This window comes from Priestia sp. 53B2, assembly GCF_056099005.1.
Map to the genome: position 1 here is coordinate 1 of NZ_JBLZXA010000040.1, position 25,597 is coordinate 25,597.

27 protein-coding genes and 3 pseudogenes are annotated in these 25,597 nt (G+C 34.0%); 8 read left to right on the top strand and 22 right to left on the bottom strand.

Translation table 11 applies throughout. The features are described 5' to 3' along the window. The coding region (locus ACN6NE_RS30015; protein ID WP_157842248.1) for an IS3 family transposase at positions 1-95 on the top strand (95 nt) is incomplete at its 5' end. Between the two features lie 644 nt (positions 96-739). On the opposite strand, the gene ACN6NE_RS30020 is transcribed toward ACN6NE_RS30015, so the two are convergent. From ACN6NE_RS30020 to ACN6NE_RS30030, 3 genes and pseudogenes are all read right to left on the bottom strand, one after another. Beyond that, a complete protein-coding gene (locus ACN6NE_RS30020; protein WP_474329159.1) occupies positions 740-1,846 on the bottom strand; it encodes a GerAB/ArcD/ProY family transporter in 1,107 nt (368 codons plus the stop codon). Positions 1,847-2,071: 225 nt separating this feature from the next. Beyond that, a pseudogene (locus ACN6NE_RS30025) lies at positions 2,072-2,959 on the bottom strand (GerAB/ArcD/ProY family transporter); the annotation flags it as partial. Beyond that, positions 2,950-3,609 carry a DUF4046 domain-containing protein gene (locus ACN6NE_RS30030; RefSeq protein ID WP_474329161.1) on the bottom strand — a complete coding sequence of 220 codons (660 nt, stop codon included), beginning with the start codon at positions 3,607-3,609 and terminating at the stop codon, positions 2,950-2,952. The pseudogene ACN6NE_RS30025 and the gene ACN6NE_RS30030, both read right to left, overlap by 10 nt. A gap of 1,102 nt (positions 3,610-4,711) precedes the next feature. On the opposite strand from ACN6NE_RS30030, the gene ACN6NE_RS30035 reads away from it, so the two are divergent. Continuing rightward, positions 4,712-5,584, top strand: a complete 873-nt coding sequence (locus ACN6NE_RS30035) for an AbaSI family restriction endonuclease (protein ID WP_129707929.1) — start codon at positions 4,712-4,714, stop codon at positions 5,582-5,584. A 212-nt stretch (positions 5,585-5,796) separates the two neighbouring features. Here the strand turns inward: ACN6NE_RS30035 and ACN6NE_RS30040 are convergent, their stop codons facing one another. The 10 genes from ACN6NE_RS30040 to ACN6NE_RS30085 all read right to left on the bottom strand — a co-directional run bounded on the left by ACN6NE_RS30040 (position 5,797) and on the right by ACN6NE_RS30085 (position 14,107). Continuing rightward, positions 5,797-6,360: a hypothetical protein gene (locus ACN6NE_RS30040; protein WP_474329164.1), complete on the bottom strand. Its 564-nt coding sequence runs from the start codon at positions 6,358-6,360 to the stop codon at positions 5,797-5,799. Between the two features lie 886 nt (positions 6,361-7,246). Then, positions 7,247-7,624, bottom strand: a complete 378-nt coding sequence (locus ACN6NE_RS30045) for a hypothetical protein (protein ID WP_129707923.1) — start codon at positions 7,622-7,624, stop codon at positions 7,247-7,249. A 17-nt stretch (positions 7,625-7,641) separates the two neighbouring features. Further along, positions 7,642-8,826 (bottom strand): Alp7A family actin-like protein, encoded by a 1,185-nt coding sequence (locus ACN6NE_RS30050; RefSeq protein WP_474329166.1) that lies wholly within the window; start codon positions 8,824-8,826, stop codon positions 7,642-7,644. A 546-nt stretch (positions 8,827-9,372) separates the two neighbouring features. Continuing rightward, positions 9,373-9,681, bottom strand: a complete 309-nt coding sequence (locus ACN6NE_RS30055) for a hypothetical protein (protein WP_129707917.1) — start codon at positions 9,679-9,681, stop codon at positions 9,373-9,375. 287 nt (positions 9,682-9,968) lie between these two features. Then, the gene (locus ACN6NE_RS30060) at positions 9,969-10,238 is read right to left on the bottom strand and encodes a DUF1871 family protein (RefSeq protein ID WP_129707914.1); all 270 of its coding nucleotides are present in this window, start codon (positions 10,236-10,238) and stop codon (positions 9,969-9,971) included. Between the two features lie 137 nt (positions 10,239-10,375). Next, complete coding sequence (gene sigH, locus ACN6NE_RS30065) at positions 10,376-11,038, bottom strand: RNA polymerase sporulation sigma factor SigH (RefSeq protein ID WP_129707911.1); 663 nt, start codon at positions 11,036-11,038, stop codon at positions 10,376-10,378. Between the two features lie 37 nt (positions 11,039-11,075). Beyond that, complete coding sequence (locus ACN6NE_RS30070) at positions 11,076-11,372, bottom strand: L,D-transpeptidase (protein WP_474329170.1); 297 nt, start codon at positions 11,370-11,372, stop codon at positions 11,076-11,078. Positions 11,373-11,565: 193 nt separating this feature from the next. Further along, positions 11,566-11,691 (bottom strand): hypothetical protein, encoded by a 126-nt coding sequence (locus ACN6NE_RS30075; RefSeq protein WP_474329172.1) that lies wholly within the window; start codon positions 11,689-11,691, stop codon positions 11,566-11,568. 939 nt (positions 11,692-12,630) lie between these two features. Further along, the gene (locus ACN6NE_RS30080) at positions 12,631-13,119 is read right to left on the bottom strand and encodes a hypothetical protein (RefSeq protein WP_474329174.1); all 489 of its coding nucleotides are present in this window, start codon (positions 13,117-13,119) and stop codon (positions 12,631-12,633) included. A 7-nt stretch (positions 13,120-13,126) separates the two neighbouring features. Then, complete coding sequence (locus ACN6NE_RS30085; protein ID WP_474329190.1) at positions 13,127-14,107, bottom strand: alpha/beta hydrolase; 981 nt, start codon at positions 14,105-14,107, stop codon at positions 13,127-13,129. 815 nt (positions 14,108-14,922) lie between these two features. Between ACN6NE_RS30085 and ACN6NE_RS30090 the strand changes: the two genes are divergently transcribed. Further along, positions 14,923-15,489 carry a hypothetical protein gene (locus ACN6NE_RS30090; RefSeq protein WP_129707904.1) on the top strand — a complete coding sequence of 189 codons (567 nt, stop codon included), beginning with the start codon at positions 14,923-14,925 and terminating at the stop codon, positions 15,487-15,489. 520 nt (positions 15,490-16,009) lie between these two features. Next, positions 16,010-17,311 carry a replication protein gene (locus ACN6NE_RS30095; protein ID WP_474329176.1) on the top strand — a complete coding sequence of 434 codons (1,302 nt, stop codon included), beginning with the start codon at positions 16,010-16,012 and terminating at the stop codon, positions 17,309-17,311. A gap of 66 nt (positions 17,312-17,377) precedes the next feature. On the opposite strand, the pseudogene ACN6NE_RS30100 reads toward ACN6NE_RS30095, so the two are convergent. Further along, positions 17,378-17,462, bottom strand: a pseudogene (locus tag ACN6NE_RS30100). A 160-nt stretch (positions 17,463-17,622) separates the two neighbouring features. On the opposite strand from ACN6NE_RS30100, the gene ACN6NE_RS30105 reads away from it, so the two are divergent. From ACN6NE_RS30105 to ACN6NE_RS30115, 3 genes are all read left to right on the top strand, one after another. Further along, positions 17,623-18,399 (top strand): ParB N-terminal domain-containing protein, encoded by a 777-nt coding sequence (locus ACN6NE_RS30105; protein WP_474329178.1) that lies wholly within the window; start codon positions 17,623-17,625, stop codon positions 18,397-18,399. Positions 18,400-18,482: 83 nt separating this feature from the next. After that, complete coding sequence (locus ACN6NE_RS30110; protein WP_129707895.1) at positions 18,483-18,830, top strand: hypothetical protein; 348 nt, start codon at positions 18,483-18,485, stop codon at positions 18,828-18,830. 103 nt (positions 18,831-18,933) lie between these two features. Then, positions 18,934-19,824: a hypothetical protein gene (locus tag ACN6NE_RS30115; RefSeq protein WP_474329180.1), complete on the top strand. Its 891-nt coding sequence runs from the start codon at positions 18,934-18,936 to the stop codon at positions 19,822-19,824. A gap of 123 nt (positions 19,825-19,947) precedes the next feature. Here the strand turns inward: ACN6NE_RS30115 and ACN6NE_RS30120 are convergent, their stop codons facing one another. The 5 genes and pseudogenes from ACN6NE_RS30120 to ACN6NE_RS30140 form a co-directional block, all read right to left on the bottom strand. Next, complete coding sequence (locus ACN6NE_RS30120) at positions 19,948-20,418, bottom strand: DUF3888 domain-containing protein (protein WP_474329182.1); 471 nt, start codon at positions 20,416-20,418, stop codon at positions 19,948-19,950. Between the two features lie 33 nt (positions 20,419-20,451). Then, positions 20,452-20,610, bottom strand: a pseudogene (locus ACN6NE_RS30125) (YoqH family protein); the annotation flags it as partial. Positions 20,611-20,726: 116 nt separating this feature from the next. Next, positions 20,727-21,008, bottom strand: a complete 282-nt coding sequence (locus ACN6NE_RS30130) for a LysM peptidoglycan-binding domain-containing protein (protein ID WP_474329184.1) — start codon at positions 21,006-21,008, stop codon at positions 20,727-20,729. Positions 21,009-21,140: 132 nt separating this feature from the next. Then, positions 21,141-21,305, bottom strand: a complete 165-nt coding sequence (locus ACN6NE_RS30135) for a hypothetical protein (protein ID WP_165351720.1) — start codon at positions 21,303-21,305, stop codon at positions 21,141-21,143. Beyond that, the gene (locus ACN6NE_RS30140; RefSeq protein ID WP_474329186.1) at positions 21,292-21,813 is read right to left on the bottom strand and encodes a hypothetical protein; all 522 of its coding nucleotides are present in this window, start codon (positions 21,811-21,813) and stop codon (positions 21,292-21,294) included. Before ACN6NE_RS30140 ends, ACN6NE_RS30135 begins: the two co-directional genes overlap by 14 nt. Before the next feature lie 259 nt (positions 21,814-22,072). Here ACN6NE_RS30140 and ACN6NE_RS30145 point away from each other — a divergent pair, with 259 nt between their 5' ends. Continuing rightward, entirely contained in the window at positions 22,073-22,300 is a 228-nt protein-coding gene (locus ACN6NE_RS30145; protein ID WP_129707955.1) for a helix-turn-helix domain-containing protein, read from the top strand. A 99-nt stretch (positions 22,301-22,399) separates the two neighbouring features. Here the strand turns inward: ACN6NE_RS30145 and ACN6NE_RS30150 are convergent, their stop codons facing one another. The 3 genes from ACN6NE_RS30150 to ACN6NE_RS30160 all read right to left on the bottom strand — a co-directional run. Continuing rightward, entirely contained in the window at positions 22,400-22,609 is a 210-nt protein-coding gene (locus tag ACN6NE_RS30150) for an alpha/beta-type small acid-soluble spore protein (RefSeq protein WP_013084404.1), read from the bottom strand. 394 nt (positions 22,610-23,003) lie between these two features. After that, on the bottom strand, positions 23,004-23,231 hold the full coding sequence (locus ACN6NE_RS30155) for an alpha/beta-type small acid-soluble spore protein (RefSeq protein WP_061860437.1): 228 nt from the start codon (positions 23,229-23,231) through the stop codon (positions 23,004-23,006). Between the two features lie 1,530 nt (positions 23,232-24,761). Beyond that, positions 24,762-25,597, bottom strand: an 836-nt coding sequence (locus tag ACN6NE_RS30160; RefSeq protein ID WP_474329188.1) for a reverse transcriptase domain-containing protein, incomplete at its 5' end; no start/stop codon positions are given.

Consider the following 25,597-nt stretch of genomic DNA (forward strand, 5'->3'; position numbering starts at 1 on the left):
GGTATATTGTTTATTACAACCACAAACGAATAAAAGTAAAATTAAAAGGATTGACCCCTGTAGAATACAGAATTCAATCCTCATTCGCTGCTTAGATAAAGGGTCTAACTTTTCGGGTTCAGTTCAGGACAGGTGGCCTTTTACTATAAGATACATGTGCAGACATATAATAACACATTTTTTACATATGGACTATATTTTTCCTTACGAGCATATGTATAAGAGGAGCGCTTTTTATACATTCTCGTTTCTTTCAACTACCCAAAAAACGTAGTCATATCAATGATGTATAAAAAGATGCATGCTCAAGCAAAAGAATCCTTATCAGAAACCTACTGCCTCAAGGGTTCTTTTGCTTACTTGGTTCCGGAAAGAGTGATTATGTTAACTAGATAAGTAAAAAAGGGATCTTTGATAGGTGAAAGGAAAAAAATTATTGCTGTAATGAATTATTATCCTTTATAGTCATAACAAAATTTAAAGGAGGAGAAAGGTTGAGATTAGAAATCAACAATTCTGATGGACTATTGATTATTTGTTTTCTTCAATTTAAAGTATGCATACATACTTAACATAATGGCAACCAGTCCTATACAAGTAAGAGGAAACAGGATAGTGTTAATAAAATGATCATAAAACCAAGTATACATAAAAACCACCTCAAATAGTTTAAATTCACATTGATAAGCACTAGCTTATAGTAATTCAACGCTTTGGAAAAATAATTTGCACAAACCTGTTATCCTTTCTGCTTCTTTCTGTTTTTTAAGAACGCAACAAGGAGAAGTAGAGGAGGAATAATCGCGAGGAGAGGAATATGCAGGACAAACATTTCTATCCCTATTCCTTCATGGAGATGTTCTTGAAAATTGCTAGAAATCGTCATAGACATAAATAGAATGATCAGTCCCAAAGGATACGACAGTCGTGAAGGTGATTGTGATTTAATCTTAAATAAGTTGGCCGTGCCTATGACAGCCGCATAAAACAACACGCTTATCTTAAAGAAACCACCGATAACTAAAGCAAGCATAAAAAACACATCAAGACGTTCCAAAAAGTCAGCTACTTGAATGCTTTGTACGGTACTAAGAAGAGGGAACTGTGAACGTGCAGTCAAATCAACCCCAAGTACACTAATGTTAATAATCATGGTAATGGTCAAGTTGATGCCCGTTAATCCCGTTGCACATAACATCGTCACTTTTGCCTTTTTTGGGTTTTTCAAATACGGTAAAATCATCGTAAACACAATGGCTTCTCCATAAGGGAAATACAAGATTTGAGTACATACAACTTTTAGGACAGGTAAAACCCCTTCTTCGAGTACTGGTTGTAAGTTCGTAAAATCGATTAGCCCCGAACACACAATCAGAATAAACCCAATAACAGCAAGTATATATATAAATATAAAAAAGATTTCTCCTGATCGGGCTATGACTTCGATTCCTTTGCGGACCGTATAAATAATGACAAGAATCAATAAAGCATTCGCAATAAACAAAGGGGTATCGGGATAGGCAAATGTTAACAACATCTCGCCGATATCACGCAGAACCCTTGCTACATCATAGATAAAATAAAGGATATAAAGAAAGGCAAGTACCGTTCCCATCGCTTTACCCAGGATTTTTTGCATGTATTCTGTAGGTAAGAGATCTGGGTAATACGAGTAAAGTTTATGATAGATTAAAAATAGAACAAAACTGCCGACCATTCCAAGCAGAATAGCAAGCCAGGCGTCTTGTTTTACTTCCATTGCAATCGGTAACAATAAAGAAGTACCTAGCTCAAATAAAACCATTAAGATAAAGAGCTGGCTGGCACTAATTTTGGCTTTCTCCATTCAACTGGCACCTCCTTTTCGATGTCTTTTAAATCGATCTTTTGCTTTCTTGACTAGTTTTCTAACCTTTTTATCACTTGTAATTTTTTGAACGTTGTGTAGAGATATCAGATTTTCTGTAAGGCAAGTTCCAGGCTAGAAGTATTGTCTGTATAGAGAAGGATTGTATTGAAATTTTCAACAATAACACCAATACCTCATATGAAAATTAGCTAGTCCAATATGTTACCCTCTCTTCTTCTTCCTGTTTTTTAAGAAAGCTACAAGAAGAAGAAGGGGAGGAATAATCGCGAAGAGAGGAATATGTAAAACAAACATTACTACCTTTAGTCCTTCATGGAGATGTTCCTGAAAATTACTCGCAATCGTGATAGACATAAAGAGAACAATTAGGCCCAAAGGATACGATATTCGTGAAGGTGATTCAATCTTAAATAAGTTAGCTGTGCCTATGACAGTAGCATAAAATAACACGCTTATTTTAAAAAAGATACCGATCACTAAGGCAAGCATAAAAAACACATCCAGGCGTTCTAAAAAATTAGCTACTTGGATGGTCTGAACGGTACTAAGAAGTGGAAATTGTGAACGTGCAGTCAGATCGACGCCAAGTACACTAATATTAATGAGCATTGTAATAACCAAATTGATTCCACTTAATCCCGTTGCACATAACATCGTCATCTTTGCCTTCTTAGGATTATTTAAATACGGCAAAATCATCGTAAATACAATGACTTCTGTAAACGGGAAATACAAGGTTTGAGTAAATACCACTTTTAGAACGGGTAACAAGCCTTCTTCAAGTACCGGTTTTAAGTGGGTAACATCGATTAAACCTGAACACACAATCAACATAAATCCGGCGACCGCAAAGATATACATAAAAATAAAAAGCAGTTCTCCTGATCGGGCTATGACCTCAACTCCTTTTCGAACCGTATAAATAATGACAAGGATTAAGAGTGCATTCGCGATGAATAAAGGAGTATCAGGATAGGCAAAGGTTAACAGCATTTCGCCAAAATCACGTAGAACCCTTGAAGCATCATACATAAAGTAAAGAATGTAGATAAAGGCAAGTAAGGTTCCTATCACTTTACCTAAGATCTTTTATGACTTCCTTTTAATTTGAGAAAAGCCTCTTTATAGGAAGAGAAATGGAGCTGTTTGAATAAAAAATCGTCCATTGCCTCCCGAATATAGTGTTCATTTTTCCAACAATTCATGGGAATATGAGCAAATTGCCACGGTTTAAAGACTCCAGGATAAACAGCTTCTACTACTTGAAAGGGGGATTGGCCGAAAAGGGAAAAGACACCTCCTAGGTTATGTTGATTAAAAAATCGATTATTAACCTGAATAGGAATCTCTTTAAGAGGGATTTTAAGTTTTTCCTCTATTACATACTTTACTGCTTCAATAGCTCGTTTTTTTCCTTCCTCTCCATCCCAATATTTATCAGGAACTTGTTGAAATTGCCAAGGTTTAAACACTCCTGGATATGCATTATCAATGACTTCATAATAATTCCACCCATATAGCATAGCAGGTGGTCTAAGACGATGAGACCACAACGTACCTGCTCCTACTTGGAGAGGGATTTCATAAATGGGAATCGATAATCGTTGTTCAAGCAAATAGCATGTCATATAGCTCATATATTTTTTGCCTTCCTTACCTACGAAGAAATAATTAGGAAACCGTTTTCTTTTTCTTTCTAGAACTTGTTGATAAATTTCAATAACTTGTTCTTTATTCACTATCTCAAGCTCCTTTTGAGAAAGAAACATTTACCATTATTATGTATAATTATGGTTTTTATATACAAAAAGAAAGTTGTTAAATGAAGAAAGCCAAAATCTATACATTGGTAGATGGGAGTAAAAGAATCATTATCAGTGAAAAAGGAATGATGTTAAGAGAAGAGTTGTATAGATTAGGAGTTAGAGAATCAGATATTCTACACATACAATTAGTTATGTAAGAAGAGAAGTAATATATCAAACATCTGAACAATGATAAGTAAATATTAACGTGTTACATAAAAACCATTAGTTTCATCATTTACTCTTACTGACGACAAATACGAAGTTTTTCTACAATATGAGCAAATGATAAAGTATTTATAAATAAAATAAATTAGATATTACTTTTAATTTTACTGATACTTAATAATTTTTATTTTTTTATTAAATATCTTATTTTTTAATTTAAGATATTTAAAACTACATCTTTTCAGTTTAATAGTACCAGTATGCATCCGAATTAGAAGTTAGTATAAGGTGTGTAAAATTTTTCAAATATTATAAGGTATTATTTTTAGTTAAAATAGAATAATATCAACTTAACTATACATATGGAGGAATAATCACCAATGAGTAACACTTTTTACAAAAATATTAGTTGCCATTCTAATAAAATTGTCTTTGAAAATGAACGTGCTTTATCTTATACGACATTACTTAAAAAGAGTGGAAAAAAAAGCGAATAAGAAGTTTATTGTGATTGACAAATATCTAGACATAACATTCTCTTTAGAAATGCCCCTTGAACTTCGTTCAGAGGGATGTGTACACATGTACCCTTCTAACCCTTTAACATTTCGTGTTATGGGGATCGATACTAGTGTACATAATACTACGAAGAAGTATTATGTACGTATTGGGGAAAGTTAGGAACAATTCAAGACTGAATTCTTTACCGAATACAGTAGGACAGTAAACCCTATGCTTTTTCAAATGAAAGATAAATAAAAGACGGTCAGAATGAATCTAAGGGTCAATCTTCAGAACCAAATAAAAAATATTTGTATAGAAGATTCTCTTCATTATAGAGGGAATATTATATTATAAGGATAAAAAAATGGATAAATATCGATTTATAAAAGCACAGTTGGCGAAAACAAACAAAAAAAACGACGAAAATTATGTTATTACACGTATTTGGAATCGTCTTGATAATTTAGATATTAAATTTATTACACAACAATATGTGATTCGACCTGATGGTAAATATGCTTTGACCGACATGTACTTTCCACAGTTAGGTGTACATATAGAAATTGATGAGGGGCATCACAAAACAAATATCGAATCAGATAAAGCAAGAGAAGAAGATATAGTCAGAATAACTAACCACGAAGTTAAAAGAATAGATGTCACAAAAGGGTTAATTAATATTCATCAGCAAATAGAAGGTATTGTACAGGAAATTAAAGAAAGATTATTAAAAGAGAAAGATAAGTTTATACCTTGGGATATAGAAAAAGAGCAAAGCTCCCAGACGTACATTGAAAGAGGCTTTATTTCGTTACATGATAATGTTGCTTTTCGTACAATTGCTGATGCATGTAACTGCTTTGGGCATCGTTATAAAGTCTGGCAAAAAGGAGCTGCATCCCATGTCTATGAAAAAGATACGGAGTTATGGTTTCCAAAGTTATTCCCTAATGGCACTTGGGATAATTCCATTTCTGAAGATGGAATTATCATTTTGGAAAAAAATCTAGATGAGGTTGAAAACCAGAGATATTTAAAAGGAATTGTCGATGGACGAATTGGCACTAGAATAAGACCTCATAAACGCATTGTTTTTGCAAAAGTAAAAGGACCATTAGGAGATATTATGTATCGATTTAAAGGCAAATATCAATTAAATATTAACAAATCCTTTAAGGCCGGTTGCATAGTTTGGGAAAGAATATCTGAAAGGATAAAAACTTATCCTTCAAGATAAATAATAGCGTGTATAGTATTTATATCCACAACCTAAGCTTCTATTTCCTTTTTCAAACTCAAGCCTACCCTGCTGTTTAAAGAGTTAGATGAATAAAAATCTAGCTCTTTTTTGTATTAGTACACGAATTATTTTTTACATTATTCATTAATTAGAACCTTATAGTAAGTAAAAAAGAAAGGTAAAGATACCTTTTTTTCTATAGGACTAACTTAGTTTTGTGTGGATGCTAGATTATCCAGTTTCCAATGTGTATTGTCAAACGGATCATTTTGACTATCTATGTATAAGTAGAAGTCTTCTAGTTCCTTTACATCTTTAATCAAAAAGGAAACATCAAAAACCATAGATTGCCCTTGAGGGAGATTTTTAAATTTCTGAGTTTCGTTAGGAAGGGCTTTCCCTATAAATTTTTGATGTGTTTTCTCATTCTCTACCCAAAACTTCAAGGGAGAAAGATCGACACCTGTGCCATCATCATGAACATTCTCTACTTTAACTTGAGCTTTAATTGTGCCTGAACTCTCATTAGCTTCTTCGTATGTTCCATTTAAAACAGAAATACCATAATCTCCGCCTTTTACACTTTGTCGATAAGACATAGTTCCGTTTTCTAATTGCTCCATCTCTAACCTCTCTTGCTTTTCAGAAGGAGATAAGGTACTTTCAACTTTTTTTTGTGGTTCTGCTTGAACAGTTTCTTTCTCATGATTACAAGCTGTCATAAGGCTTGTAATCATAAATGCTATGCAAGTTGTTGCTATGATTGATTTCATCGTATATCCTCACTATATTCAAAATTTTATTACCAGGTTAATTCTACATTAAAATGAAATAAAAGGAATTATATTTTTGTGAAAACATGACATAACTTATAAAAAGATTAATTCCTTTTTATACGTGCATTAAGATTTATTTTAGAGAATAAATAGACGTTTTTTTGTTGGTTTTCCTATCGTATAAAAAGGTGTGCCTTTTGGGACTATCTATATTGGACAACCTCAATTATAAATTAACTATACAAAGTTAAGGGGATTCTGGTGCAAAGGTGTTGAAATGTTGTTACTAAGAGCTACCAGAAAAAAATCCTTTATTTCACGGGTAAATGTCCATTCATTGCAATTCTGAGCGTTTCTCATCATACTGTTTTTAGTGAAGGAGTTGAGGGGATTGAAAAAAATCATATACTGGATTATTTTTATTTTTTTGATTGTAGCTTATGTGACTGACGTAGAAAACATTGACTTAAAGGATTTATTCTCTTCATCACAAGAAAGTACCACATCCTATGATAGATAAAGTGATCGATCTTCCGACTGATAAATATCCTAAAATTATTTGTGATAAATAAAGGAACTCGCCAAAGTAGTCGCAGGTTTAAGCCTACTTTTGCTACATAAATGTTTCATAGATAGAGAAATATTTATATGGATGGTTTATATCTTAATTGAGCAAACTACCTAAAATGAATGAATCACCAACTTATAAGTAGTGATATGTAAAACAGAAAAAAACTTCCCTATCACACACCAGGGTAGTTTTTTCTGTTTTTAAGCTGGATATTATATACAAAGTTAATTAATATAATGTTGTTTATGGTAACTAAAGATATATACAATATAAAGCGTAAAACCACTAGAATAAGTTCTAGTGGTCTTGCTTTTAAAAATCGTTATATTCTTCTAAGTCATCATCGTCTAATGAGCCAGATATATTTTCTAAATCTGCAATCTTTCCTTCTTTCAATTGGGGAACCTTTGAAGGTTCTTCTTCCTTGAAGGAATCGTTTCCTACAAAACCTGTTGTTTTTGCTAATGTTTTTAAATCAGCTAATTCATTCTTGATATGTTCAAGCATTTCATAAGTTTTTTTGTCTTCAATTGCTTTTCTTCCAGTAGATGAATCATCTAGATCACGTAGAATTAAAGATGAAATATAATCTCCCAACTTACGTGATTTAGCATATTTAGCTAGTTTATTATAAACTTCATCACTCAATCGATTTGTCTTAATGGTAAACGCATTTTGACGCTCTGACATCCCTATCACCTACGTTGTTAGGATTTAACGGCTTTCTTCTCTGCTGCTTGCTTCTTTTGAACGTAACCAATACTACGAATCTCTAAGCCAAATAAATTTAAATGGCGGCTATCTTGGGGAACCTTATGATACTTCTCCGTACGTTCTTCTCCAATTTTTTCACGCATACTGTTCATGATAGCTACTTCCAAAGTAGGAGCTACCCCGCCGCAGTATACATACTTACGTAGTTTATTCGCCGGTGGTGGTGCGACATCATTTAATTTAGCCAATAAGATTTCCACATATTCTCGGAGTGAAGAGTTGATTGTACTTGTTAAATCAATGGATTCACCTGTATTCTCGTTTTTCAATACAAACTTTTGCTTGCTGTAGTTATCAAGAATAAATTGATCGAAGGCACGTAAGTCTGTGAATAATTCTAGAAATTTCTCTTTACGCAATTTATCAATATGCGCTAAATAAGGAATGCCTTCAATGCTTTGAAATGATTCACGGCTATTGGCAGCCTTCAACCCTTCAGGTAGAATAACCACATCAATGGAGCCTCCACCAATGTCCACCATGACCGTTTCACATTCTACATACTCATTCGCATCTTCACGATCTTGAAGTGTTAAGTCTTTTTTTAGCGCAAAACGTGCACTTTCTCCCTCTTTTAAGCATGCACTTTCTTCTACTACTACCTTTAACGTATTTTCAAAACCAGGCGTATGCACAGTAAATGTATGGTCGCCTAAGAAGCGATTAGCCATGGCTTTTTGAGCCGCCCCAAATGTGCTCTCTTTCTTAAGGAGCCAGATTGGTAACATGGTAGAAAAATAGTCAATTTCAATTGTATTGTCTTTTTTATTTTTCGCATGTAACGCATGGTAATACGCAATGGCAGCTAAAAAAGTGATGTATGGGATATGACTTGTAATTTTATTATGTAATTTATTAATGTGATTATTAGCCAGCAATTGACTAGCTGCAATGTCACCTACTAAGAAATAACGCTTTTTCTCTTCGCCCTCAATGGTTGTAGAAAGTAAAATGCGCTTCTTAAATTCTTCTGGAGCTGTAACCGCATCTGTGAAAAAGGAGTCGGCTGCTTCTTTTTGAAGTTCAACTACATTCGTTGGAAAATCAAATAGATATCCATCCATAATGTTCATATCAACAGAGTTACCGCAATCTTTATTAAAACGTGAAATTTTCATTTATAAACACCTCATTTTTTAAGTTGAACTTATATTCAACTTATTGTACGTGATATAGGATAAATATTCAATATGTGGGAGCAATTTAGTTATCTACAAAACATTACACATATCAACATTTACGCAAATTAAATAGAATTTTTATCCCCAAACAATATTTAGATTTAATGCCTTACATACCTTAATTCATTTCATCAACATAATAAGAGCCTGCATCAAAAATGATGCAGGCTCCCCTCTCTTACTACAAAATAATTCTCATGTTCATTTGCCATTGTGAGGCCCTTTCGTTACGTATAACGGTTCATAACGAGAGTCCCATTCGTTAAATCACAATACCTACTTGTCAATTGAGGTAATACATTTGCTGAAGTCGCTGTTACGTCTTTCAAAACCGAACCAGTCCCTTCATTCAGCTAAGTATTTAACCTTTTACAGCATTCAATTTCAAATGAAATTGATACTGTACTATATGTGTACCACACCTTTTATAATGAAACTGTTTGTTTTTCCTCAAAATAAATAGTAGTTAAAGGATTTTATCATTCAGTTAATGATATAGATTCTCCATATGTTCTTCTTTTTGCGATCTATAAAATTACTCCATCTTTCTCCCTGGCTGATATAATCATTAAACGTAGCATTTTTCACTACAATATGACCTCCACATTCATCTGCCAATTGTTTAGCAGACTCCTCATCAATGGGAAATGCTAACGATTCATCATTTGTGAATTCGTAACTGGATATCTCTTTCTTTTTTACGCTCTTATACGAATGATACACGTAATATAACTTATCTAATTTTATAAAATAGTATGGATACTCTCTGTCAGGCAACTTACTTCCCTCCATCTCTGCATCCTTCAATCGCTTAAGCCACTATTACTATCTTATTCGGACTCAAAAAGTAAAACATCTCCCAAAAATCCATTATTTAAGAGATAGATTTTCACTAAGGTTCACACATATAACAAATAATAAATTGACAAATGCAGACTTTTTTATAGATTATCCTCTCAGCTAGTAAACGATAAAATCGAGTCATGTCAAGGATGTATAAAGGTTACATATCCAATAAAAAACCCTTCCAAGAAATCTTTTCTTTCTAAGCATCTATCTAAATAAGGTCGTGCGTTTATCTATTCTCTTATTTGCTCCCAGATTTGCTGCGCAATTCCTATACAGTCTTCCTTAGTTAACGTACTATTAAATGACTGATTTAATATATCTGTTATCTCAATTGCCAGACTTTCAACGTTTGGTACTTTGTATACCATAGGAAGGATCCATGTAGCTTCATACTCATATTCCTCAGAAGCATGCAAAGAGAGTGGATTCCATGTATAGATAATTGATTGTATCGTTTCTTTTACATCATTAAACATTGTACTCCATTGTTGTCCTTTCATTCCCATCACCTTCTATTAGCTTACTCATCGTTATCTTTACTATAAATAAAAGAACATATAAAAGAAAAAGTAGTGTCTATGTAATAGGCGTTGTACAAATTTAGAACCAATAGCTTATAGAAACTTATCCACGTCCGTCAGGATGATTGCTGTAAATACAGATACTGCATGTGATGCTTCATTTTTTTCTTAATTCGGTAAAGTGCATTATCTACTGTTTTTTGAGGAAGATGTAAGTTCTGAGAAATCTGCATATACGTTTGTCCCTTTAGATATAGAGCGAATACATCTTGTTCAATAGGTGACAATATTTCTTGTAATATTTGTTCCCTTTCTCTTTTATTCTCCTCTGCTACGGTAGCCTGCTCGGGACTTACAGCACGTGGATGAGGAAGCATCTCCATAAGAATCAAATCATCTTCCAATCGCTTTGAATTCTTAGGTATGTTTAAAGAGAGGGCATTATTTAAAGGGGAATGTTTTTGACGAGCACTTGCCTTTATGGCTGTGATGAGTTGGCGTGTAATGCATAGGTCAGCAAATCCCCTAAATGAACTCATCCCTTCTGTTTTAAAATCACGGACAGCTTTATATAATCCTAGCCTTGCTTCTTGTAAGAGGTCTTCTCGATCTCCTCCTACTAGGAAGTATCTTTTTACCTTTGAACAGACCAAATACTCATATTTCTTTATGAGGACATCGAAAACATCTTCGTCACCTTTTTGAAACGCTTGCACAATCTCTTCATCATTTAAGGTCATCTTTTCTTCTCTTATTTCTACACCTGCTACCATGTTCATCTGCGTTCCTCCCCCTGTCTTATGCTTTCTATGTACTTTACATTATAAAAAAGAAAAGGTATAAAAAATGTCGAAAAAACAAAGGGTAGAAAGAATATTTAGGGTGAAAGAAAGGAGACATTACATAAAACCTTATATTATATATATGACCTGTATAATAAGGACAATTTTTAATCTTGTTTACGACTTTGAAAAATCCAACAGATGTTTTACCCGTTGCTACTGAATAAACGATTTCAATATAACCATTATGAAAATACGCAAGCTTGTTGTAGTACTTATTAATAATAATCAAATCTTGACTCGCAGCTTTACTTGCTGCTTCTTCCCTCATTCTACCTTCCTAGTATAAAAAAGAAGAACCCTCAGCCTTCACTTCTCCTTCAAACTTTTGCTTTTTTTAACGTTCCATTTTTTGTACTACATTTCTTTTTTTTTATAATGTGCTCCATTATTCCGTGCAAAAAATTGCGTAAATCCATTTTATAATTTCTCTTTTTTCCCTTTTTCATAATTCTTTATCTCTCTCAGTCCCCCCCCCTCCTTTTTAAGCCGACTTTTAAAGAAATCGTGGCGAGAAATCTTTTTTCTTTTTCCATTTCATCTATTTTTTCAACGGCAATTGGATTAATGTTTCGTAAAAACATATCCATGATATTTCCTCTTTTCCTATAAATTGTGGTTCCCCACTACAAAAGAGAGAAGAGCATAAGGGGTTTTTGCTATCACAGAGTGTGATAGGCCAGGCAAGGCCTAGCAAAACCGTGATAGCACGAAAACCCCTAAAGTGTGAACCTACTGTTGACGCAAACTCCTTCACGTGCACCTACTGTGAACATGAAAATTGAGCATGTGAACCTGCTGTGAACCTCAAAAAAACAAATGTTGACCTACTGTTAACATTTGTTTTTTCATTTCATAGCTAAATCTTGTTGCTTTTCATTCATTTTTTGGAGCTTTTCTTGTAAACTTTTTTGTTCGTCTTCATAGAGCTGAATGCTTTCATCAATCAATGGAATGGCATCCTTTTTCATAGCTTTTTATTTTCTTTTTTACAACATTTTTTTCTAGCTCATGTGAACATGAAAAAGATAAATGATGATGGCCTGTGAACATGATTTTTTTAGAACAGTCATCGTTTATAGCATAAAAATTGATGCATCAATGATAAAAAAGCACGCGTAAATCACTCGTATTATAAGCAAAAAGAAATGGCCGTTTTGACCATGAACGTGCGAAAGAAATTAAAAAGAGCGTTTGCTTCTGTCTTATTTTTTTCAAAAAACACTTCAAAATGAAGTGACCCTTGAGGGGACATTTATCAACTATGAAGGGTCGGTGAAGGGACTGTCCTTTAATTTTGGGGTACGCTGAGGGGGTTCTTGCAAACATTTCCTTGTACCCAAGGTTTTGTTAGGCTCTGCCTAACCCCACACAGCCTGTGGGGCAAAAGCCCCTTATGCTCTTCTCTCTATTTTTTAAGAGGCACCACTATTTTAGAGAATTGACATAAGTTATGAGAAATTAAAATAAGAAATGTTGATTCTATTACTGTTAAAAAAATTGATGAGCCAGCAAAGAGACATGATTAATCATGATACAAATACACAAGTTAATATTTTTCTTCTTTTAATAATTGGACGATTTTCTCGCCATGCGGCGTATATCAATAAAATATTAGCTACTATCACATATGGTACTACCCAAATCGCTAAAATACCGAAATCAACTTTAAACCCTGGATATACTTGAAACATAGGATATATAATAAAGATCGGAATTAGTAAAAACATCTTTAATATATTTCTCTTTCTTACATTACCGATTGCATCCGAATAAACTATTCCAAAAATCAACATACCATATGGTGTGAAATAGTGTCCTATCCATGTAAATATTCCATCCAAATGTAATACCCATTCTGGTCGATGTATCCCTTTTCCTAGTAAGGCTCCTATCCCTCCAAAGCCTCCGCAAAACCCTATAACACTTACCCATCTAATTTTCTCATTTTGAGGATTTCTAAAAAAAAGAATCGAACTCATTAACCACAGTAAAGCCACCATTATAAACATAAACATATGTTAATTACCTCTTTAGCTTATTTTGTAGAAACGAAATGGTATCCTTCGCAATTTTTTTTCGTTTAAGAACTATTCCTGCATGCCCGCAATTGTAGACATACCGTGTAGGCTTCCCCCAAGATTCCCATAACAGATCAGCATCTTGAATGTGAACGTATTGATCGTGTTTAGCAGAAATCAGTAATATATTATCTTTATTCATTTTTGGAATGGCTTGATTTGGCTCGGTTAATTCCCAATATTTCACTAGATCGTTGTAATTCACTCCACGAGACTCTAAATCCTGTCTTATATACTTACCAGGAATCGTATTCCATATCGAATAACTAAGGCGATTAGAATAGAATATAGAAACTAATGCATCGATCTCTAATTCAAGTGTAGCAACTAAATTTGAGATAAAGCCACCAAGACTAACGCCTATTATAATTACAGGACCTTGTTTGTTATTTTTTATCCATTGGATCAAAGCCCTTAGATCAACAATTGCTTGTCTAGTAGATTCAACAGTCCTATTAATATTGGCACTAACCATAAATTCTCCACTATAGAGTGATGACTCTGGCTGACGTTCCAAGTGGTAAGGAAGTGTATAGTAGTACATATTCCATCCTAAATTATTCATAATCGAATTATGAAAAATCTTCTTTACCCGATCAAATCCTTTCATTCGCCAACCATGTACAAAAATAACATTAGGCTTACTTTCAGATTCATTTAAGTAAGCCTCACCTCTTACATAGTCATTGGGATGATCCCCAGAGGGTATGAAACTTTCAAATCCAAATTCCCCTATGCTGTAGCCGTTTTCTTTAGAAGTTATATTCAAATCAATATGTGCAAGTAATGACGGTACTTCAAAAAAAGTATCTCTATCTATATTCGTTGGTAGATGAGCAGAATCAATATAATATTGATTCTCTTTACTTCGGTCTTTATGCAAATCATGCAGAGCATAATAATCTATCAATTTTGAAAGTAACAAGTTAATATCTCCCCCCAGCCAATTCTTTATGTTTTTGTTATTTTTTACATTATTTCTCACGATATCAAACTCTTTACTATATTTACATGAATAAATAATTCCTTTATTTCTAATATACGCGAACCAATTAATCTCTTTTTGTTGACATTAAGATAAATAAAACTATTTTTTACCATTTTTTTAATCATATTATGATCTATAGTCCTACCTTTTATAAAAAAAGAATTTTTGTCACTTTAAACAATGTTAAATGTTTCACTAACTCAGTAGACCTTCTCTGCATTTGGAATAGAAATTATCTTAATCCTATTCTAAAAATAGATAATGAACTGTTATTAGTTCATGAACCCCACCTATCTCTTTAGAACAGAGATTAGTTCCATTCAAAACACCAAATATATCTTTAGTTTAACTAAATTCGAACTTAACAACTGCTTTTTCAATAACCAAAGGACAAGTTCAACTAATCTCACCACAAGTTCACCATACATTCACCACAAAAAACATCAACATTCATTCAAGTAGAACTTAAGTCAAACTAACTTCATAATAGTTCATAAAATAAGATATATACACAAACTCCAAACAGGAATTGTTGATTTTTTGTCGAAATCATATAAAATTAAATGAATAAGTGGCTGTGAATTGAGTGAACACCCATAAACCTAACAGGTAAATAACCGTGAATTGAGTGAATATAATCAAACAGGGTAAGTGAATGACCGTGAACCGAATGAACTTTCATAAAACTTACAAATGAACGACTGTGAACTGAGTGAATGTACATAAAACACTAATAAATGGTGGTGGATTACATGAATAATTTTGAAAGTGCAAACTTCATTGGTGTACCAGAAGCATCTGAATATACTAATATTCCTCCTGAAACATTAAAAAGGTATCTAATTAATCATGAACAGTTTTTGAATTTTAAAAAAGAAGGTAGACGCTATAAAATAAGTATTGAATCGCTAGATCTCTTAAAGAAAATCCGTGAACTCTATAGCGAGGGGTTATTAAAAGAAGATGTAAACGATAATTTAGCAAGTGATGGGCTTCCTATAACTATTACCGTCAAAAATCAAGAAGAAAAAGGTTCTATCTCTATAAACGATGAACTAAGTGAAATAAAAAAGATGTTACAACAACAAGAACAACAGATGACACAGCAGATGCAATTTAATCAAAAATTAGTAGAAGAGTTACAAAAAGTTAGCCAAACAAATCAAGAACTAAAGCAAATGATAAACAGAAAAGATGCTGAGTTGATAGGAGAACTCAGGAAGGGATTGTCTGAAAGTAAAAAAATGATTGAAGAAGCTTCTGCTAGTGCAGAGTTAGAAAAGAAAAAAACGTGGTGGGAAAAATTAATAGGTAAATAACAGAAAGCTTCTACTAGGGATAGTAGAAGCTTTCTGTTATTTATATGTTGTAATTTAGTTATAAAAGCACGGATTATAACACATTTTTAATAAATTAAGGAGGGTCATTTTTTTGACCCTCCTTAATTTTTAAAATGAATTGTATAATAAAATAAATTTATTACAAGAAAAACAGTTCAAAAGAATTCTTTTGAGATATATTACTAATTTTTATTGAATTATAAGATTAATTAACGCTATAATAAAACTAACAAAAATGACCGGAATAGAAAAAAGACTTCAACTGTTTAAGTAGTGCGACCAACACACTTAAACCGTTCCCCCTAAACGCAGTAGGGAAAACACTTGTCGAAGTCTCTTGTTAATAGATTTAGTTTTTCTATAAAATGAAACTTATGCTTTTATTTTATATGAAATATCTATCTATTTCAAGGGCTTAGTTCATCAAAATCAAGACATTGTTTTCCTTTTTCCAGGGAAACAGTGTCTTTTTTTGTTCCTTAAAGGAGAAGATGAACAAATGACAAAAATATTAACCTGCTATTTAAGAGATGTAGACACCTTCAACGGACGGTTTAAGTGGTTATGGAAGAACAAATCCACACTTCGGAAAAAGAAAGAAGAGTTTTTAGAAATTATTCGTACCCATTATAAACAGAACCAATCAGCCATACACAAAGAATTTCCTAAAAAAAGAATGGAAATGCTCGATCATGTCATCTATAACCTAGTGGCTACAGGCATCCAAGCCATTCGTTCTGAAACGCTCATGAAGAAATTTGAAGTTTCTAAAAGTACGGTTTCTCGTTTTGTACGTTCTTTAAAAGCGACACCGTTTGTGCTTGTAGCACGTTACATTAAAGAAGATGCAACAGGTACTCACCCTGATAGCTATGTATTTATCCTTAAAAGCCATAAGAACTTTAATCGGATTTGCGACGAAATCTTTTTTGCCCATGATACAACAGGTATACAAACGGTCCAACAAGAAGAAATGACAACTCCTGTGACCCTTCCTGTGATGCATCCAGAAAGTGCTGAAAACGTTGATACATCAAGCCTAAAGGCTGATAAATCACCTGGTGCCTTTATTAACCTTGATTTACCTGTAAATCATATAAATAATCATTTAATGTCTGCTTCACAGTCATTTACCTATATCAAAGGTGTTCCTAAGAAAGTCAATCAAGTCTACGCAGGTAAGTATGGTCATCAATTAAAAGACTTTTATGCTCGCATTCAAAATGCTGCAAAAACGGTCAAACGAGATACAGAGATTGACATTACCAAAGGGCAAGTACATGAAATTGCGTATACATCGATTATTGGATTGGACAAATATGTACATGAAGCTAATCACAAAGGAAAGTCTTTGTCCTTAGATAATATGTGCCAATTACTCTATAAAATTGCGAAAAACCAATTCTATCAGTTGGTTGATCCTAAAAACCAGGATTATTCATCAGTATATCCAACTCATGAGGAAGTTATACATAAAGACGAGTCGTCAACAAAATTGTTTATACCAAAACATATTATCCGTGAAGAAATTGTTCCTGATTGGTTAAAGGCTGAGCAGGATCAAGAAAAGGGTACACAAGAAATAGAAGTGACATTGGAACAACAGCTTGAAATGATCCATTTAAAGCAAGACTTAGGACAAGAGCTTACACCAGAAGAGGAATGCTTGCTGCAAGAACATTGCTCAACATACAGTTCGTTAGAAATGGCGAAACTGAAACAAGATTTAGGACAAGCATTAACACCTGAGGAGCAGGAATTGTTGCATCAACATGCTAAATTAAAGGAACCAGCTTCTTAATTTTTTAAAATAGCTAAAGCATAGCAAGCACTTTCACTATTTCTAACGTATGCATTGTTTTAAGAGAGGACTTGGCAGGATTTGAACCCGCAAGACGCCAAAGTTGTATAGTGTAATACGACTGGCTGCTCTGCCATTGAGCTACAAGTCCGTACTCAAAGTATGCGCATAGTCTTTGTTTATATGTACGATAGGAGAAAATGTAAAGAGTAAAGAAATCCATTATAAGCTGAATTATTATTATGATATGTTTATTTAGAACAGTATTCTAAATAATAAATAAATCTATATCTACGCAGGAGGAGAACATTATGCCACATAAAATTACCTTAACCGGATCAGCCGCAGGACCACTACGAGAGTACGATCGCTATGTTGCCTTTGATATGCGTGAAAAAGGGTCACCATCCGCGCCTAAAGGTTTGAAGAAGAGTACGTTTATTTCGTACACGGTATTTGTTGCAAAGAAGGCTTTTAACAAAACAGGTCTCACGAAAAAAAGTATTATGCATGAAAAAATCTTAATTCAAGGAGAACCAACATTAGACATTCCGATTGATGAATGTCCTGGTGAAGTAGGTGTAATCTGCTTCCAGATTACTGTTCTCCCAAATAAGAAAGACAAAGAAGGCAATGAATCAAACGATAAAAAAGAGGCTAAACAAGAGGCTTCTGCAGCGCAACAAGAAGTTGCTGCTACCAAACAGGAAGAAAAACCGGTAACAACTTCTCAACCTGCAGCAAATGAAGAGAAGAAAGTTGAAAAAGTACAGACAGAAGTGAAGGAGACACCTGTTCAAGAGAAAAAGGTGGAGCCACAAAAGAAACAAATAACAAATCAGCCAAAAGGGACACAGGATCTTCTAAGCTTCGATGAAATTATCGTACCTGAAGAGTTCTTAAAGACACGTCCAAACCCTGAAAAAACACAAAAGGTCATTGATTTTGTGAAGCGTACTGGCCGCCTAGATGAGCCATTGACGATTGAAAAAGGATCGAATGTCTTAAAAGATGGTTATCGTCGTTATGTCGTGGCCAAAACAGTGAAAATGGACAAAGTTCCGGTTATGTATGAGTATCAAAAATAAGAATAACAGGCTGGATCCTAGGAGTTGTTAACCGATATAGCAGATATCAACCTAAGTATAAAAGATTATAAGGAGAGGCCTATATGAAAACATCAACACCTTGTCCAGCATGTCAAAAACCCATTACAATCGAGGATTTTGAGGACTTCTCAAGTCCTTTTACAATGAAATGTCCACATTGTCGAGCAAAATTAAAAGAAACCAAGATGACGCCTTGGTTATTGTTATTAGCTGTTATTGTCATTCCTTTATTGATCTACTTAGGCATTACGATAAAAAGCTTTTTAGCCGGTCATTTCCCTATCGTGGAAAAGGTACCTACTATGATTGTATTTATTGCTTTTTGTTACCCGATTTATGCTCTATACGAAGCTTATAATGCTGTTATCATTTTTAATAAAGGAAATCTACAATTGAAGAAGACTCAGTAATAAAATCTGTAATTAAAAGGATGCCGTTTGAAAAGGTCCCAATGTCTAGTTATAAACCAATTTCATTTTGTGCTAGGTATTGATGAACAGAAAAGGGGAACCAGTGAGAAAGAACAAGAAAATACTACTAGCTGTCGCTGTAAGTATCCTTATCCTATCGATGGGCGGAAAATACTTATTTGCAATGGCACAAAAGATTGGATGTAGTGATGATGTCATTCAGAAAATAGAAATGAAGAATGGCTATATAATAAAAGTTTATCAAACAAACTGTGGAGCTACTACTGATTTTGGATATAAACTGACTCTAACCCATCACGATAAAGATGTAAAAGAGATCCTTTCTTATGGAATGCTTGAAGGTGATTCACATATTGATGCAGATGTACACAATGATCAGCTCAATGTTACCTATTCTCCTTCTACCATCGTTTATAGCAAGGGAACCCATCACAAAGGAATACCAATACACTTTGAACGAAAAGGCGGAAATACGTCTGTCCCTGTAAGTTTTAAAAATCAGAGAAAGAGTTTCGATTTAGATATGGCTGACCTTTTTGCTAATTCATTAATTGTCTACAGGAATGAAGAAATTCCTGCCGGACAAGTTCATTTTGCTGTAAGTGAAAAAGGGAACCCTTCGAAGACATGGAACAGCAACTGGTTAGTTATTGGTGCGATTGAATATACGCTGCCTGTCTTTATCCATAGTGACGAAGAAAATTCTTCTGTTTATGTAGGACAAAAAGAAAAGAATAGTTCAACATGGAAGGAAGTAAAGATAGCATCTACTTATCGAGGTTTTCAAAAATCTTTGAAACTAATAGATGATCCATCAGGAAAGCGTTCTTTTCCAGAGGATGTTAAAACAAACCCTCTTCCTGAAAAAGAAATCAAACATAATCTAAGAAAAATAAATAAGGAAAACATTGACCTTTCTTTTTGGAATGATTGGATGCGAGGTATCTCTTTGACTGATAAATATATTCAATAGCAATAACAAAGACCCTCCCTATAAATTTATAGATGGTCTTGTCTGTATACATTTTATCTTATTGAAAACCTTCGACCCAATAGTCTTAGAACTTCTTATTTAGGGGATTAAAATCTATATGTTCTAATCCCTTAAATGAGAAGGAATACCATAAGATTTTAAATGTCGATATTTAATAAGTTTTATATTATCTGTTTCTGGTACAGTAGAGCTTATTTCAAAGTTCAAGCGATCTTTTCCTACAGTGTTATGAGTTCCTATTACTGGTTGCGTTTCAATGGTAATCAAAAAATCAAATCCACGAAATCCTTTTAGCCTCTTTACTTTAATAACATCCATATCATATGGGTAAACAACAACCCTCTGGTTTAACTTCTTGAAATAATATTTATTAACTGCTTCTTCGGTTTTTTTGTTTAATACAAGCATTAACATATCGTTATACATTAGGATTCTTGAATCTTTAGATGTATCGATTCCTTTGTCGTAGCGTAAGAAAAGGTTTGTAACCCAATCCCCAGCAAGGTTATTAAAGAAAACGACAACCATATTTTTTTGAGCATAAAAGTTCTCCTGGTGTATCAATTTTTTCATAGTCTTCCTTTGCTAATATAATCTATACAGAAATTAGATCTTACAATGATTTAAGATGTTCTCTAAAATGATTGGCCCTAATTTGTCGAGTCTCGAATTAGAAAGTCTAACTTGTACTTTAGTCTCTGGAGTTAGAGCTCCACCTATATAATCAAAACCTCCACTCCAAACCGAAAGATTTTGATAGTACGTAGGATAAAGTCCAGATCGCTAACTAATAAGGTATGGAACTTAGGCAAAGTCTTCAAAACCATCGTAATCTCCGACTTTCGAAAAGTTAGGAAGGTGAGAAGCTTGAATATGAATGCTTATCGAATCTCTATATGAAATCCAAATTTCCGAATTACTGACCTACCTTTAGCTGTTGTCTTACTATTTTTAGCTGGATGTAAAGGAATGTCGCAAGGCAATCTAATCCCTTTATTAGGAATGCAAAGTATTTGATCTGTTGCTATATGAGAAGAATCATGAATATGAGGATTTTGCTGTAAAAGATTAGCTAAAGAGACATTGAACTTTTCAGCAATAGGTGTAACGGACTCGCCTTTTTTAACCGAATAAAGGTTACCCGTAAAACAATTTGGAATCATGATGATTACACCCACTTTTTTTAGAATAGATACAACAAAGACCGCCCATTATGTATTAGTGTATAAGGCGGTCTTAACTGTATTCATGCTATATGTTTATGACCAAAATATCGACACTATTCTAAAAAGACGTCACGTAAAAAAGGCAATGGCTAAAATCGCTGCTACACAAGCTAAATAGATATTTCCATTCCAATCCCTCTTTTCCTTTTCATTTACTGCATAGCTATTATAAGAACCTTCAATTGGCTCTATTTTAAGTTTTCGTTGCATTTCGGTTTCTTTATCTAAAATCAAGTCTAATTCCTCCATTGTTTGATAATTGTAAGGTAGGAATCGCCCTTGTTCGTCTATCAATCGGTTGCTGACGTCTCGTGATCCGTGCTGCCTTTTCACTGGTAGAAGGCTTTCGGTCGGGTTGAATAGTTGTTCCTGACATTGATTGGCCATCTGTTGATGTTCTAAGTAACGTAGAAGTGTTTGTAGACGTTCCTTTTCGTTCAAGGTCATCATGTTCTCCTCCTCCTTTTTCTTCGATGTTGGGCTCTTGTTCCATCCATAATGGGTGGGAAGAAGGCTGCCACGGAGAGGAGGGGAGAGGGACGTCACTCATTTTATACTGATTCATTAATGCTAAGAAAACAGGGTTGTGCACTGCAGTAAAAAGCGCACACCTCATAATTTGATTTCGATCTAACTCCGTAGCCTGAAACAGACTATCTACATATGTACGATAAATGGAATGATACCGCACGGTTGGTCGATAGGTGTTTATTTGGTTTTTTGGCTTCTTATTTTTCCTCATATGCGTTGGTCTCTTTCAAAATGATCTCTAACATCCGTTTACCTTCTAACGTTAAATAGACGTCTTTTCGACTTAATAACGAGATTGCTAATTCTTTTGTCATTTCAATCGCTCCATTCTTGATAGCTTAAGGTGACGTCTCTTGTTGACGTCTTACTCTATGATATGAGCGAATGCTTGTCCTATATGTAACTTTTTTTCTTACGATTAAAAAAGTTACATAATGTCCATACTTCTTGTTAAAGGAGATGGCTATATGATTCTAGGATTAGGAAAGAAGCGAACAAGATTTGGAAAATGGTTAGATAAGCAAGAAGATATTAATCAATTAGAACTCGAAAAGGCCACAAAGTTAAGTCGCCCAACTATATCTAGGCTTTGTAATGATAAAAACTACATACCCAAATACTCTACAATTCATAGAATAAATGCAGGATTACGAAAATTAAAGAAGGATGTAAAAGTAGAAGATTTTCTACAAATATAAAGAAAGAATGTAGTTAAGCATTATAAAAAGAAGAGGTTTATAAACGGAAAAAGGAAGAATGGAGTCCATTCTTCCTTAAGCCATCATTATAAAGTTTTATTAGAAACGTCCGCCGCCAAGTTGTTGCTCAGCCATTTGTACAAGACGTTTTGTGATTTCGCCACCTACTGATCCGTTTGCACGTGCAGTTGTATCAGCACCAAGGTTTACACCAAATTCGCTAGCGATTTCATATTTCATTTGATCGATTGCTTGTTCAGCACCGTATACTAATAATTCGTTGTTGTTGCTGCTTTTGTTGTTTGCCATGTTGTGTCACCTCCTTGTTTTTCTTAAGTTTCCTATTATAAAAGGAGTACATACGTGGTAATTAATGGATGGATAAATCCTCATCCATTGATCATACTAAAGTGTAGAAACAAATTACGCTGTAAAAAGTGGAATTACATGTTTCATTTCCTTGTTATCAAATCTATACACTTGCCATGTGTAGGAAAAAGAATGACACCTTGTTTGTCATTCTTTTTTCTGTTGATGCGTATATTTTTAAATAAATGAATTAAACTATTTGAGATCCAAGGGATCAATTTCGTTGTAAGTTCATAACTAAATTCTCCTTAAAGTAGAACAACGGAAAAGTGACCTGCCAAAGACAGGTCACTCAAGCCATAAAGGGTATTAAATTTAAATGTAAGTCTCAAAATTAACGAGAAGTACCTGATTGTCCTGAGAAACCACCAGCTAATTGTTGTTGAGCTGTAGCTACAAGACGTTTTGTGATTTCCCCACCTACTGAACCGTTTGCACGTGCAGTCGCTTCAGCACCAAGGTTTACACCAAACTCACTCGCGATTTCATATTTCATTTGATCGATTGCTTGTTCAGCACCACGTACTAATAAATCATTGTTATTACCACTGTTGTTTGACATATTGTTTCACCTCCCTTTTGTGTATGCTTTTATCATATGTATTACGCAACAATAGATACAAGGGAAGTATTAACTGAATAAAAGGTGTTTCAACTGTGATAATAAAGAAAGTGATGGATCTATTTCTCTCCGTAGATAACTGAAATACCTCCTTCACTTCCTTGTTATTTAAACTATAGTTGCCATGTGGGAAAAGGTATCTCATCAATTAAGAAAAAAAGAAGAGTACTTTTCTATTTAGAAAAGTACCACAACCTCATAGATAACATATGTATGCCAATTCATTGTACCACTATGTTTATTGGTAATTTAATGTATATTATGAAATATATATAGAAGACTATTCTAGAAGTGAAGTTCATTCACCAGCTACCTTCTTAAATAGAAAACCCTACTGATAAGATCAGTAGGGTTTTCTACGTCTAAATTTACAAGATAATCAAAATAAACTCACTATATGCTAAATAGTGAGTTTATTTTCTTCTCACCTGTGAATGTTGAGCCCCTAGGAAAGAAGATTTTTTCGAGCTTTAATTAAAATGTATGACAATCTTATTTTTAAAAGAACTACTTTAATATACAGTTTCTGTTTCAAACAAAAAGCCTATCTTTTGTTATATAAGGTGAGCTTCTTGCTGTTTCATTGTATAACCCTTTATTTCGTGAGCATACTAACCTAGAGGTCAATATATGATTTCAAAACAACTTCTAAATAAGCACTATTTACGGAGAAAACTACTGATTAGGCACCAGTAGTTTTCTATTTTTTATACATAAATTCTTACTAAATTGAACAAACTATTTAAGACGCTGTGAAGCTTCCGTTTGGTAATCCTCACTTTTCGAGTTGACAGCATGCTACTCAAAAAACCTCCTGATACAAAAGCAATCAGGAGGTTTTTTATTATGAATAAAAGATCGATATTGAGCCATACTATTTATACACAGATAGAGTTTCTAAAAAAAGTCTACCTCTGACAAATCAGGTAGGCTTTTTTTAATACATAAGTTATTGATAATTTGAGCAAACTACTAACGATGTGCAAAAGCATCAAAACTAACTTCTAATTATGTCACGGAAAAGCCTACCGGTTCCTAATGAGCCTGTAGTTTTTTCTGTTTTTAAAATGTGTATAATATATCTTTTTAGTTAAGTCGGGTAGGCAGGCACTCTCACGAGCGCCCGCCCCCCTAAGAACCGTACGTGACAGATTTCCCGTCATACGGCTCAAGCCTTCTTTTTATCCGAACAACTTATTTATTTAATACATGGTACATGTACTAATTTAGCGAATTTACCTATAGAAACCTCTAGGTTTCGCACTGTAACTTTCTCTCCATTTTGTAGAGTCTGCTTACACAATGCACAACGATATCCTTGTTTTCTTGCGAGTTTCATCCTATCCAATGTATTTTCATTATTAAAGAACTTACGGTCTCGTTTTTCCCAATACTCTCTTAGACTCGGATCATCTGGGCTGTTTTTATAGGCTACCATGACATGCCGTTCTATCTTAATCCAGGACATCTTTAACAATTGAATGTTAGTAAGTGAACATGTGAGAGTCCATTTATCATTTCCTCCATGGTTGGGCTTCTTAAAATAACTTTGGTAATCCATTTCCACGACTTCTTTGGATGTAGTCGTTTAAGGTGTTTTGTTATTTTGAGGAATAAGTAATTATCCATATATCCAAACGTCTTTTTAGAAACGACATGTTTCCAATACTGTCCGTAACCACGAATAATTGGGTTTAAAACACGTATTAGTTCTTTTATTGGTCGTCCTCTCATTACTGCGAACGTATCTTTTATCTTAGCCTTTGCTTTTTTGATACTGTCTCTGCTAGGTTTGATTAGTAGCTTATTGCCTTGTTCCGTCTTATATTGACGCAGCGAGAAGCCGAGAAAATCAAACCCGTTCTCAATATGTGTAACTCTAGTTTTCTCTTTGCTAAGTGTAATTCCTCGCTTTTGTAAGTAAGGAGTGAGTTTCCCATACATGCTTTCAGCCTTTTCCTTCGTTTCCGTTACGATGACAAAGTCATCGGCGTAGAGAACACGTCCTATCTTACATTTTGGATCGATCGCGTATCCTCCGTTTGGTTTGTATGTCTTTTTATAGACAATACCAATTTCTTCTTCCATACCGCATAAGGCGATATTAGCTAGAAGGGGAGACACAATACCCCCTTGAGGGGTTCCTTCTGTTGTCGTACGAAGCATATCCTGCTCTATGTATCCCATATTAAGCCACCTTTTAATGAGAGTGCTTCCCGGAAACATAGATGTTTGTTGCATTATCCAATTATGATTAAGATGGTCAAAGCATCCTAAGAAATCTCCCTCAAATACCCACTTTTTCT

Excerpts from the sequence above, each read along its gene's own strand:
- ACN6NE_RS30020 (WP_474329159.1), bottom strand. The coding sequence starts at position 1,846 with ATGGAGAAAGCCAAAATTAGTGCCAGCCAGCTCTTTATCTTAATGGTT.
- ACN6NE_RS30035 (WP_129707929.1), top strand. The coding sequence starts at position 4,712 with ATGGATAAATATCGATTTATAAAAGCACAGTTGGCGAAAACAAACAAA.
- ACN6NE_RS30040 (WP_474329164.1), bottom strand. The coding sequence starts at position 6,360 with ATGAAATCAATCATAGCAACAACTTGCATAGCATTTATGATTACAAGC.
- ACN6NE_RS30045 (WP_129707923.1), bottom strand. The coding sequence starts at position 7,624 with ATGTCAGAGCGTCAAAATGCGTTTACCATTAAGACAAATCGATTGAGT.
- ACN6NE_RS30050 (WP_474329166.1), bottom strand. The coding sequence starts at position 8,826 with ATGAAAATTTCACGTTTTAATAAAGATTGCGGTAACTCTGTTGATATG.
- ACN6NE_RS30055 (WP_129707917.1), bottom strand. The coding sequence starts at position 9,681 with ATGGAGGGAAGTAAGTTGCCTGACAGAGAGTATCCATACTATTTTATA.
- ACN6NE_RS30060 (WP_129707914.1), bottom strand. The coding sequence starts at position 10,238 with ATGAAAGGACAACAATGGAGTACAATGTTTAATGATGTAAAAGAAACG.
- sigH (WP_129707911.1), bottom strand. The coding sequence starts at position 11,038 with ATGAACATGGTAGCAGGTGTAGAAATAAGAGAAGAAAAGATGACCTTA.
- ACN6NE_RS30070 (WP_474329170.1), bottom strand. The coding sequence starts at position 11,372 with ATGAGGGAAGAAGCAGCAAGTAAAGCTGCGAGTCAAGATTTGATTATT.
- ACN6NE_RS30075 (WP_474329172.1), bottom strand. The coding sequence starts at position 11,691 with ATGGATATGTTTTTACGAAACATTAATCCAATTGCCGTTGAAAAAATA.
- ACN6NE_RS30080 (WP_474329174.1), bottom strand. The coding sequence starts at position 13,119 with ATGTTTATGTTTATAATGGTGGCTTTACTGTGGTTAATGAGTTCGATT.
- ACN6NE_RS30090 (WP_129707904.1), top strand. The coding sequence starts at position 14,923 with ATGAATAATTTTGAAAGTGCAAACTTCATTGGTGTACCAGAAGCATCT.
- ACN6NE_RS30095 (WP_474329176.1), top strand. The coding sequence starts at position 16,010 with ATGACAAAAATATTAACCTGCTATTTAAGAGATGTAGACACCTTCAAC.
- ACN6NE_RS30105 (WP_474329178.1), top strand. The coding sequence starts at position 17,623 with ATGCCACATAAAATTACCTTAACCGGATCAGCCGCAGGACCACTACGA.
- ACN6NE_RS30110 (WP_129707895.1), top strand. The coding sequence starts at position 18,483 with ATGAAAACATCAACACCTTGTCCAGCATGTCAAAAACCCATTACAATC.
- ACN6NE_RS30120 (WP_474329182.1), bottom strand. The coding sequence starts at position 20,418 with ATGAAAAAATTGATACACCAGGAGAACTTTTATGCTCAAAAAAATATG.
- ACN6NE_RS30130 (WP_474329184.1), bottom strand. The coding sequence starts at position 21,008 with ATGATTCCAAATTGTTTTACGGGTAACCTTTATTCGGTTAAAAAAGGC.
- ACN6NE_RS30140 (WP_474329186.1), bottom strand. The coding sequence starts at position 21,813 with ATGAGGAAAAATAAGAAGCCAAAAAACCAAATAAACACCTATCGACCA.
- ACN6NE_RS30150 (WP_013084404.1), bottom strand. The coding sequence starts at position 22,609 with ATGGCAAACAACAAAAGCAGCAACAACAACGAATTATTAGTATACGGT.
- ACN6NE_RS30155 (WP_061860437.1), bottom strand. The coding sequence starts at position 23,231 with ATGTCAAACAACAGTGGTAATAACAATGATTTATTAGTACGTGGTGCT.